At 40.6% G+C, this 10609-nt stretch carries 11 protein-coding genes; 2 read left to right on the top strand and 9 right to left on the bottom strand.

What is annotated here, in order from left to right; all coding sequences use genetic code 11:
* Positions 1-248: 248 nt before the first annotated feature.
* From MKX60_RS31455 to MKX60_RS31435, 5 genes are all read right to left on the bottom strand, one after another.
* Positions 249-428 carry a hypothetical protein gene (locus tag MKX60_RS31455; protein ID WP_076286188.1) on the bottom strand — a complete coding sequence of 60 codons (180 nt, stop codon included), beginning with the start codon at positions 426-428 and terminating at the stop codon, positions 249-251.
* A 25-nt stretch (positions 429-453) separates the two neighbouring features.
* Positions 454-1920 carry an amidase family protein gene (locus MKX60_RS31450; protein ID WP_341062089.1) on the bottom strand — a complete coding sequence of 489 codons (1467 nt, stop codon included), beginning with the start codon at positions 1918-1920 and terminating at the stop codon, positions 454-456.
* Between the two features lie 234 nt (positions 1921-2154).
* Positions 2155-2604, bottom strand: coding sequence for a hypothetical protein (locus MKX60_RS31445; RefSeq protein WP_341062086.1), 450 nt, complete (start codon positions 2602-2604; stop codon positions 2155-2157).
* A gap of 243 nt (positions 2605-2847) precedes the next feature.
* Positions 2848-3330 (bottom strand): NUDIX hydrolase, encoded by a 483-nt coding sequence (locus MKX60_RS31440; protein ID WP_341062085.1) that lies wholly within the window; start codon positions 3328-3330, stop codon positions 2848-2850.
* Between the two features lie 126 nt (positions 3331-3456).
* Entirely contained in the window at positions 3457-4449 is a 993-nt protein-coding gene (locus MKX60_RS31435; RefSeq protein WP_341062083.1) for a phosphotransferase enzyme family protein, read from the bottom strand.
* 667 nt (positions 4450-5116) lie between these two features.
* On the opposite strand from MKX60_RS31435, the gene rsgA reads away from it, so the two are divergent.
* Both rsgA and MKX60_RS31425 read left to right on the top strand, forming a co-directional pair.
* Positions 5117-6190, top strand: a complete 1074-nt coding sequence (gene rsgA / locus MKX60_RS31430; RefSeq protein WP_341062082.1) for a ribosome small subunit-dependent GTPase A — start codon at positions 5117-5119, stop codon at positions 6188-6190.
* The gene (locus MKX60_RS31425; RefSeq protein ID WP_341062081.1) at positions 6187-7203 is read left to right on the top strand and encodes a phosphotransferase; all 1017 of its coding nucleotides are present in this window, start codon (positions 6187-6189) and stop codon (positions 7201-7203) included. The genes rsgA and MKX60_RS31425 overlap by 4 nt, the downstream gene beginning before the upstream one ends.
* Before the next feature lie 188 nt (positions 7204-7391).
* On the opposite strand, the gene MKX60_RS31420 is transcribed toward MKX60_RS31425, so the two are convergent.
* The 4 genes from MKX60_RS31420 to MKX60_RS31405 form a co-directional block, all read right to left on the bottom strand.
* Positions 7392-7775, bottom strand: a complete 384-nt coding sequence (locus tag MKX60_RS31420) for an aminoglycoside adenylyltransferase domain-containing protein (protein ID WP_341062079.1) — start codon at positions 7773-7775, stop codon at positions 7392-7394.
* A 432-nt stretch (positions 7776-8207) separates the two neighbouring features.
* Complete coding sequence (locus MKX60_RS31415) at positions 8208-9008, bottom strand: aminoglycoside 6-adenylyltransferase (protein ID WP_341062078.1); 801 nt, start codon at positions 9006-9008, stop codon at positions 8208-8210.
* Positions 9009-9101: 93 nt separating this feature from the next.
* Entirely contained in the window at positions 9102-9959 is an 858-nt protein-coding gene (locus MKX60_RS31410; protein ID WP_341062077.1) for a GNAT family N-acetyltransferase, read from the bottom strand.
* 124 nt (positions 9960-10083) lie between these two features.
* Positions 10084-10605: a phosphotransferase-like protein gene (locus tag MKX60_RS31405; RefSeq protein WP_076286196.1), complete on the bottom strand. Its 522-nt coding sequence runs from the start codon at positions 10603-10605 to the stop codon at positions 10084-10086.
* Positions 10606-10609: the final 4 nt, after the last annotated feature.

The raw sequence follows: 10609 nt of genomic DNA, 5'->3' as shown, positions 1-10609 counted from the left end.
CTTCACTTGCTTCGATGACAGCTGAGGGAATTGTCTGCCGATCAGCGTCCGCGCCTGCTCTTCGTTAACCTCCCACTCCGCATCCCATACATTCGTTCCTCCCATGAATTGTCTGCCTCCTCGTTCCTTACGTTATTTAGATGTTTACATTCCCTGGAAGTTACGTATAACTGCCCGTTAGTTCAATGATAAAAGCAGGATACCTAGCTCCTGCTCTTCAATTTGTATTATTCAACTATCGTGTCCCGTTAGTTCAACAACTTTTTCATTTGAGCATATACAAATGCGTCAATCGATCTTCTATCTGGGTCATAAACCCTGGATGCTTTTAATTCATCATCGCTCAATGTTTTTATGTATTCGTTCAGTTGATATTGTTCTTCAAAATCTAAGGAACCGCTCTGAGTTACCAGAGACCATATCCACATTATTTTCACCTCTGTCTCGTACCCGTTAGTTAAATACAGGCTTTTTGCGATGTTTCGTTATTTGTTCAAAAGAATAAGCTATACGAATTAAAGTAGGTTCGGTAAATGCTTTTCCGGCAAAAGTAACGCCGAATGGTCTGCCATCCGCCCCATACCCCGCGGGGATAGCAATCGATGGATAACCAGCTTTGGCACATATATCCGCTCCAATATAAGCAGGAAACATGATCGCATCTAACTGATGACTATTTATCGCATAATCAATTCCTTCGTTCTGGGCTAGATATAAATCCATAAGTGATTCCAAGATATAGTCCTTATTTTTCAACGGCTCGGTTAAGCCCTCCCGGAATTTCAACATATCTTGACCGTATTTTAGAGCTTCGTCAGCATGCTTTTCATTCCAATCGATAAGCTCGGACAATGAATGAATCGGCATGTGTGCCGGAAGGCGCTGCAAATAATTTTCCACCCCATGTTTGAATTCAAAATTCATCTTGTTCCACTGCCATGGCCCATGGAACGAAGGAATCTCGATATTTTCTACCACTGTGGCTCCTGCTTTTTTCAATTCGGAGACTGCTTGATCAAATAACTCCTTATTATATTCACCAGACTCACGTACGTAATCCGGTACTTCACAAAAGACCCCAATCCTCGCTACTTGTAGTCTTTCCTTGTCCAAAAATGCAGTGTAATCTTGTATACCATGGTCATTACGCCAGGTTGCTGGATCGTGCTCATCCCTCCCAACCAATGCACTAAGCAGAGCTGCCGCATCTGAAACCGTCCTTGCCATCGGCCCTGCTGTATCTTGTGAATAAGAGAAAGGAATAATTCCTGAGCGGCTGATTAAGCCGACGGTCGGTTTAATGCCGACGATAGACATTTGTATGGCCGGACTTAGAATTGAAGCAGAAGTTTCTGTGCCTATCGCCGCCCCCGCAAAGCTCATGGCAGCTGCAGCTGCCGACCCAGTACTGGATCCGCCTACGAAAAAATCACCATACGGGTGCGCGACCTGCCCTCCCTTTGAACTATAACCCGCCCACATCGTCGAGGAAATACCATTGGCCCATTCTGTCATGTTCGTCTTTCCTAATATGATGGCCCCGGATTCTCTTAGTCGGCTAATCAGGAAAGCATCCTTCGAACTTACATGCTGCGCCAGTGCCAAGGCCCCCGCACTAGTGCGCATCTTGTCACTGGTCTCGATATTATCCTTCACGAGAATCGGAATGCCATGAAGAGGTCCTCTACTCCCCTTGCGCTGACGTTCTATGTCGAGTGCTTCGGCAATGAAAATGGCATCGGGGTTAATTTCCATAATGGAATTTATGTGGGGACCATCCTGATCATATTTTGCGATACGTGATAAATAGCAGAACACTAATTCTTTTGAAGTCAATCTACCTTGCTCCATCGCGTTTTGTAATTCGTATATACTTGCTTCTTCTACGTCAAAGTGATTCAGCTTAAAGGGATCTTTCATATTCATGTACACGACCCATCACAAGTTTTATATTGTTTATTACGTTCAATAGTATCACGTTGTGAAGACATCACTACCAGGATAGAACAAATATAATAAAACTATCCTGCCCGTTAGCGTAATGATGATCTGTCATCTATGGTACGGTTCTACTTAATGGGGCGGCGAATTAATTTCATAAAGCACCCTCAATGCTTATAATATTCTAGCAAGTGATCTTGCTTGTGCAGAGTGTTAATGCCCACGGATGTCAAGATCACTTAATGGATAGTTACTACTGCCCCAAGTATAAACAATATAATAGTTAATTAGTTTTTCATCTGCTTTCAATGCTTTGAATTTCAAGTTACCATTAAGAAAATCAATGTTATTACTCACTTGTTTTTCAACGATATAACTCCACTCATTCTCGCGATACTTTGAATAAAAATGATTTAATTCTTCTAAAGTTAGTTCCGATTTGATTAAAATAGCGCCAAAAAATTGCATTCCATTTCCATTCCCAATTAATTTTCCAGCTGATGATAAATCATCTATCAATTCAGTTTTGTCTGGCAAAGATACTTCTACTAGATCTTTTTTTATGGAATATGCAATATAATTGTTAATAAATGGAGTGGATACGACTAGTAAAACAAGAGCACCTACTGCAATTATTAAAATGATTATGAATGTTTTCTTCAAGTTAACACCTCTCTCAAAAAATATAAATATCCTACCGAACCACACAGGTTCAATACACTTAGAAACCCCTTTTTTATTACGCTATGACAGTATAGACGTTAGACATTTTTTAAATTTCAATTTAATGGTATATAATCCAATATCAATATTTCTGTTACTCAGCTAACCTGCCCGTTAGTTGAACAAATAAAAAACGGCTGCCGAAGCAACCGCTATTGCACTAACGTGTCCCGCTAGGTTAAATCAAGCCCCTTTAAAAGCCAATAAATCTTTTGTGTTAATATGTTTAATATCAGAAATTTGCCCACTTGTAAGCATCTCATAAAGACCGTCAGGAACAAGTTTATACTGAAGGTTTTCTTCAAAATCATCTAAGTTCTTCCAAACAGCTATAAACTTTTTTTCCCCCTCAATCCCTTCAAATTCATTCTTGTTATAGTTATCCATTCGACTAAAGCTCGCTTCATAAATAAAATCATATTCATGTCCAATTTCTCCATACCAAGGGAAGATGTGCTCGATAATCCCTATCAATTTTGGTTCAATAATATCAATATTAATTTCCTCTTTTACTTCTCGTATTACAGCTGATTTGCTATCTTCCCCATACTCAATCGTGCCACCAACTGGGCGAAATATAATGATACCATCTTCTTCCGGGAATTGTTCAAGTAATATTGATTCTCTTCTTTTAATAATGCAAAGTGAACAAGCTCTATATCGCAAATTTTTCACTCCTCATAGTATCTTATTTTTCAAATATATTCCATATAAGCTTTGCGTTATCCTGCCCGTTAGTTGAGAAACAGCAGCCCATCAACTTGGCTGCCGTTTATTCATGTTATTGCTCTTTTAAGTTATAAAATTTAAAATATCATCGGGTTCAATTAGTGAAATATTGTTTTCCATATTATATCGGGCACGCTTCAAGAACTCCCTAGACCAACCATCGAGTGCTTCAATATTTCCGTTTCGATAGAGAGCTGAGTAAAGGATAGCTTGTCTCAAATCCATAAATAGTAGTAAGTCTCTTAATAATCTTATATCAATCGTATTTTCCTTTTCGTAACCTTCCAAGAACGAAATTAGATACCTTTTCACAAAAGTTGAAACATCTTCATCAGGACTAGGCACTGCAATACCATAGAATAAGTTAATAGAAATATCTTGCGTGAACCATCCGTATTGACATTCATCAAAGTCAAATACAGTGATGCTTCCATTTGGTTGAACTGTATAGTTACCAAAGCAAAAATCACCATGAATAAGTCCGAAATTTTCACTATCACGTGATAATTTATGGATACTCTGCATCAAGGATTCAAAATGAGCGATTACAAGGCTCTGGGAAGAAGGAATATATGTTATGAATTCTTGAAGATAACTATTTTCATGCCAGTCGTATCGTGTTATCTCGGCTGTACTAGGAACATATTTTTTAGCTAGTGCGTGCATTCTCCCTGCAATTTCTCCCAATTTATTAAACTCTTCATTTTGAGATATTTCATCACTCCATGAGGCACCAAGCCCTTTTTGGAATGCTACAACAAAAAAACCATCCATCTTTTCAATTAGCTCGCCGTTACTTGATTTCACTGGAGTGGATACTGGAACACCGTTTTTCGCAAGATATTGTATCCATTCTAATTCACCATGTATAAGCTCCAGCGTCCTGTGAGATTCATGTATTATCCGAATGATGAGATTACGTGCTTTGTTTTTACTACCATAGGTAAAGTTTTGATTCTTCCCCAATAAAATTAACTCTTCAGGTATGAACCCATACCTTTTTGCTGCTTCAACTACAATCTTATCCGTAAAAAAGGCTTCAATTGTTGGATTCATATTTCACCTCATTATTTTTAATTCAAAGTGTTATCTCCATTCTAGTTCATTCTCTATTAGCACTTCTTTCCTCGAAGATTTTTCACGATAGTATTTTCCATTTTTCTACCTATTTCCATATATGCATAAAAAGAAGATAGACATTAGGTTTTATTTGTAAATAACTGCCACGTAACCTGCCGATTAGTTCAATGATTAATTACTAGTATTCAATGAGTTTCTTGTCAATTCCTGCAATTTCGCCGATCTTTCATATACCCTCCCATAGATTATTGACTTAACATCAGTAGGTACTTTCTTTCGTACTCCACTACGATTTGGAGAAAAGTAAGAATTGATTTTTTTTCCAAAATAGGTTATTTTATAGACAGCTTAGCGATAAGCAAGTTCCTGACACGAAGGGAGATGTGTTTTAGTGGCAACTACTTATATGGTGGTTTGGTCTTAAAACTTAATAGTTGGCATACACGAAAAAAGCGGGGAAACTCCCCTATTATTTGGTATGCCATCCAAAGTAACCTTTCGTGAATATTGCTGTTTGCAAGATACGATGAAGGTCGTGTCTTTTTCGCGTCCTGATGCCGCGTGACAGCAGCTTCTTTAGAGGCTGCTTGTCCGTGGCATTTTTGCGTCCAAAAACAACATTAAAGGAGCTAACAAAAAAACTATGATGAATTTGAAAACCTATGGCTACACAGAAATAGAAGCAATCCCCGACGGATTATTGCCCGGCAGGGTGACGGAGCTTCGGCGCGAGCGCTTCACGGTCATGACCGAGCGCGGCGACGTAACGGCGGTGCTCAAAGGAGCATTCTATCACAGCGTGGAAACACGCGTAGATTTTCCATGCGTCGGAGATTTCGTCTTGCTGCAATACAACGAGAGCGGAGATTCGCTCATCGTTACGGTACTGCCCCGCCGTTCCAAGTTCTCACGCGCAGATTACTCAGGGCATGCCGTAGGCTACGCCAAAACCGTGCGGGAACAGGTCGTTGCAACCAACTTTGACTATGTGTTTATTCTTTCTTCTTTGAATTGGGATTTCAACGTTACCCGCCTCATGCGGTACCTGACACAAGTCAGACAGAGCGGAAGTCAGCCAGTCGTCATTCTGACCAAGGCTGATCTCGTTGAAGATTATAATCTCCCGCTCGCAGAAGTTACACAAAGCATCCCTGATGTGCCAGTTCATGTGGTCTGCAGTCATACTGGCCTGGGGCTGAACGAACTCGCCCCCTACTTGATGCCTGGTAAAACAGTCGTCTTTCTCGGCATGTCCGGCGTCGGTAAATCATCTCTGCTCAATGCATTGATAGAACAGGACGTAATGAGGGTTCAGGCGATCCGAGAGGTTGATAGCCGGGGGCGGCATACGACAACGCACCGTCAGCTGTTCATGCTCCCCTCCGGTACGATGGTCATCGATACGCCGGGAATGCGTGAGCTTGGGCTTTTTGATGCCGGCGAAGGCATACGTGCAAGCTTTACCGATGTGGAGGAATGGTTCCCGCAATGCCGGTTTGCAGATTGCCGCCATCAGGGCGAGCCGGGCTGTGCCGTTCTCGCCGCGCTTGCCGACGGTTCGTTGCCGCGTGAACGGTGGGAGTATTATGTTGCCCAGCAGCATGAGCACAAGTATGTCCAGGATAAAACAAGCTACCTCATCGACAAGAGGGCTCGAAATAAAACGATAGCTATGTCAAGCAAGCAAACGAAGAAAAACGGAGGATGGAAGAAATGAATATTAAATTTGAAACGCTGATCTATGCCTTAAGCCGACAGTTCAAGAAGGATATTATCTCGGCTGACTGCCAAACTATGCCGTTACAGGGCGGAACTGTGGGAAATGTGCACCTGGTAAACGGGATCGCCGAAACCGCGGATGGTGAAAAAATGCCGTACCGTATCGTGCTGAAAATTCAAAAGAAATGGGAACGTTACAACGATCCGGATTCCTGGCGCCGGGAATATGATCTCTATATGTCTGACTTGGGAATGACGTTCTCGGATATCTTCCGCTGGCCAACATGTTACCATGCGGAGATGAATACCGAAGAAAATGAATTCCAGCTGTGGCTGGAATATATCGATGGCGTAACCGGTTTAGACTTAACCGGTGACATGTATGAACAGGCGGCGCTGGAGTTAGGACGCTATCAAGGCAAGCTGTATGCGGAAAAGCCCGCTGTGCTGCAGAGCCTGACAAACCTGAGTCATGCGGATCTCATGAAGAATACGTATCTGCATTACCGGTCGTGGCCAGTCGTCTACGATTATATACGCTCGGAGGACTGTGAATTCCCGCAGCACATGCGGCAAATGCTCATCGACATCGATGAGCACGCAGATGAGATACTCGCCCGCATCGAGCAATTGCCCCTAGTGCTATGCCACCGGGACTTCTGGGTGACCAATCTGATCTATGCCGACGGGAAAATCGCGCTCATCGACTGGGATACATGCGGATGGGGCTACATGGGTGAGGATCTCGCAAGCTTGATTGCGGATGAAGCGGATATCGATCACATGGTCGAATACTACCAACGATGTGTCCCTGCGTATTACAAAGGTTTTTCGGAGTATGCAGATGCATCCCCTATCGCCGATCATTGCGTCTTCGAATTGATCCTTCTCATATTCGGGTACAGGCTTGTAGAGTGGTATCTCCACACAGAGGACGATGACGAGAAAACAAAGTGTCTTCATACGCTCCAAAAAATCCATGAAATGAAGAGCAGCCCTGCGCAGGGTTGACTCTAAAAAAAGAACTCCGAAACCCCTTGAATATAGTGGGTTTTCGGAGTTTCTTTCATTACTTTCATTCGGTCGATCGACAATGGAAATAAAGTTCTAGACTGTCGCTATTTCACTTAACTAACGTGTTCTGTTAGCGAAAAATCTATTATTAACAGTCTTTTTTATAGGACTAAAAAGATTCTAGTTTAATGAATTGTTGTTTCGAGAACTCTGTCCAGATCATTTGATGCTTCAATAATGGCTGGCTCCAAATTACTCAACCATTCGGAATACTCTAAACGTGTTACCATGGATGGATCCTTCCTTAGCTCCTTGCATCTCTTCAAATTCTCTTTCCATCCGCTACTAAGATGTAAAAGCCCCCAGTCTGCTGCATGGCTTTTAGACAAGATGACACCTTCCTGCCACCAAGCAATAAATTTAGAAGCTAATAAGAGCCAGTCGACGGAATATAGACTATTCCCCTTGCCAAACTTCCGCATGCAATTGGCATATTCCATAAAAAAACTAATGAACTCTTCCTTCGAGTACGATGGAATATTGTCTAGATGGGACTCACCATACAACAAGATACTCTGCTCCTTAATCGTGTACAGGGTGAACAGGTCTAATTTATTTTCCGTCCAGACGGATTCGCGCTTTGTTCCCCACCATAAGCCACTGCCCTTTTCACCATTCAGCATATTAATCGTAAGAAAGGCATCCTCAAGCATATCGGTATAGAGGTTGGGGATTTGTCTATCGACGGATCTTCTAAGAAGGGATGATCTATAATTGGATCTTTGTTTGTTTAAAAGTTCGATTTCATTTTGGTTAAGGTCCTCTCCAATTACGACGAGAAAATCTAAATCCCCGTATCCACAAATATGGACAAAGATTGCTCAAGTGTTTCGTCTTCAAATGATTGGATAAACAATTCAATCGCTCCATTTTGAATTTCTATTTTTAGTAGGGTTCCCGTAGTTATGTATCTGCGATCACTCACAATAACCCAGTAATGCTTATGAGTTGGTATCCGCTAAATTCTCGCTTTCTTTAGATTGTAATAGCATGACATGAGCCTCTGCTACGGCATTACGAAACAACTTGTCTATCAATTCGATGCGATCTACTATATCTTCTACGGTTCTTACACCATATAGCTTTTCCAAGGTTAGTACCACTTCGACAGGAAAATCCCGAGACGCATGAACCAAGAAGCTGTCAGATTGGAATGGTGTATAGATTATCCGAAGTACATCTACAAGTGGATTCACAACAAACTTATGATAGTAAATCAACGACTCTAAAAAAAGTCCGCGTTTTGTATATTTGACAGCTCGGTTCCTTTGACTGTAAATACCCTGAGCACGTATCAATTGTGATTGAAGTTGTGAATGGTGAGTCGTGTGATCAACGTTTTGATACTTCACGATACCTGTCTTATCTATCAATATAACTGGTACGACAGTTTTGTCTTCGTTAATGAATAAAACAGGGACACTCTCACTTTGGATCGTCACGTCAACTAAGAGACTATCTGATGACTCCTGTAGGTGGTAAACCTTGTAGCGGTTATTTGTGGGTCGACCAGTTTCTTCATAGGCAATATCTACTTTTCCTAATCGATGCATACAGGCATCCAACCGGGTGAATGCAGCATCTATGCAGCCTTCTTTTGTATAGCACACCAAATCGATATCAGAATACTCGTCCAAAGTTTTAGTACCATCTGAACCCTCTAGCCAGATAGCTAAAATATAATTTTCAATTCCAAGGTCTGATACAATTGCGTTTAGAATGGTCTCACGGTTAATCGTCATAGCTAAACCTCCCATGTATTTTCATATAATAATAGTTTTATCACCGGTTTACTCCTGTCATTTTGGAAAGTTTTCGTTTTAAACTCTCTTTTTTTAATAATTGAATCTTTTCAAATAATCACTAATTATACTCTGATCCTGATGCCACCATAACATTGGAAAATCATATTTTTTTGCAAACCCTAACTTTTTCGCTAGCTGTATCGATCGTTCATTGCCAGCGTCACAATTATAATTCGGCACTAGATTATGGTTCAGACAATGTTCGATAAATGCTACACCCGTGAGTGTTGCTAGCCCTTTATTCTGGTATTCATCCACGGTTACGATATCGATATCTGCATACCCTCCACCTACAAAATAAGAATTACAAACACTTACAAAATCATCATTCACCATAAGACAGTAACCAAATCCTCGATCCGAAAAGTGTTGTGCCGAACTCCATAGCGAATCATAAGAAGCGTCCATTTCATTTTTGTATTTATCGAATAGCGCTTTATCCATCTGTTTCATAACAAATTGTTCTTGCAATGCGTTAGGTTTTTTTAGATGTTGGAATTTTGATAGATCGAATGTAAAAGAAGAACGGTGCAATAATAGAGTCTTTCCCGCTAAGCTTTCGCTAATTTGAAACAGTAGTTCAGGTGTTGAAGCATAAAGATCGTAGTATTTTGAATGATTTTGATTATTTCGCAAAAATTCAACTACATCGCTCATGAAGCACTCATTGTCGCCCCTCTTAACCAAAAGATACTGTCCATATGAATTGATAATAAGACTGCAGGTAGGATTTTCGTTGTGATCAACGAACACTTTTCCAGATTGATTTCGCTCAATTACGGAATATGCAAACACAGGTTCATATGCTAGATTTTTCAACAGTGGCAGAACGTGAGCGTAGTTTTCTTTAGATAATTCTATCATTTCATCTCTCCCTTCAAATTTCATCTTTATATAAGTTCCTTGTTAAATTAACCTGGACGACAGTTGAACAAATAAAAACGGCTGCCGAAGCAACCGCTATTATACTAACCTTCCCCGTTACCGGAATGTGTCATCTCGAGCATGTAATTCAAACTTCATCTTCAAATATACTTTTTAAAATCAAATCTGCACATTCTTCGGAAGTGTTTAAATGTGTGTTGACTTTACAATTATACCGGATATCTTTTGCCATGATTTTGTGTTGCCAATCAGATTGGTCCTCGGTTCTATTTTCTCGTGCAATATTTCTCTGACGGCAAATGTCTAAAGGGCAAAACACTTCAACAATGTATAATGGGTAACCAGAAAATATATTGTTCACTTTTTCATAATGCGGTTTCAACTCAGGCCTTTCTACCATAATGCCATCAATAAGTACATTTTTACCATGGTCAGAAAATAATTTGGCTGTATGATACATCATGATAATTGCTTCACTTAAATACTTCCAATAATCTTCACGAAGATAACGTTCACCTACCATTTCTTCAAAAAGGTCATTGGCAACAACATAAAAAAATTCATGCGATTTTAACTGTAAAGCATCTACTATTGATGTTTTTCCAGAGCTCGTAACACCGTTCAAAAATACGATTCTACCCTTGTTCATCCTG

Origin of the sequence: Paenibacillus sp. FSL R5-0914, from assembly GCF_038004525.1 — a bacterium.
GTDB lineage: Bacteria > Bacillota > Bacilli > Paenibacillales > Paenibacillaceae > Paenibacillus_AQ.
The sequence above is the reverse complement of the archived record's forward strand: the minus strand, read 5'-3'. Positions and strand labels throughout refer to the sequence as shown.

What these genes read in the sequence shown, in the direction of transcription:
- MKX60_RS31455 (WP_076286188.1), bottom strand. Translation starts at nt 428, where the DNA reads ATGTGGATATGGTCTCTGGTAACTCAGAGCGGTTCCTTAGATTTTGAA.
- MKX60_RS31450 (WP_341062089.1), bottom strand. Translation starts at nt 1,920, where the DNA reads ATGAAAGATCCCTTTAAGCTGAATCACTTTGACGTAGAAGAAGCAAGT.
- MKX60_RS31435 (WP_341062083.1), bottom strand. Translation starts at nt 4,449, where the DNA reads ATGAATCCAACAATTGAAGCCTTTTTTACGGATAAGATTGTAGTTGAA.
- rsgA (WP_341062082.1), top strand. Translation starts at nt 5,117, where the DNA reads ATGATGAATTTGAAAACCTATGGCTACACAGAAATAGAAGCAATCCCC.
- MKX60_RS31425 (WP_341062081.1), top strand. Translation starts at nt 6,187, where the DNA reads ATGAATATTAAATTTGAAACGCTGATCTATGCCTTAAGCCGACAGTTC.
- MKX60_RS31415 (WP_341062078.1), bottom strand. Translation starts at nt 9,008, where the DNA reads ATGACGATTAACCGTGAGACCATTCTAAACGCAATTGTATCAGACCTT.
- MKX60_RS31410 (WP_341062077.1), bottom strand. Translation starts at nt 9,959, where the DNA reads ATGAAATTTGAAGGGAGAGATGAAATGATAGAATTATCTAAAGAAAAC.
- MKX60_RS31405 (WP_076286196.1), bottom strand. Translation starts at nt 10,605, where the DNA reads ATGAACAAGGGTAGAATCGTATTTTTGAACGGTGTTACGAGCTCTGGA.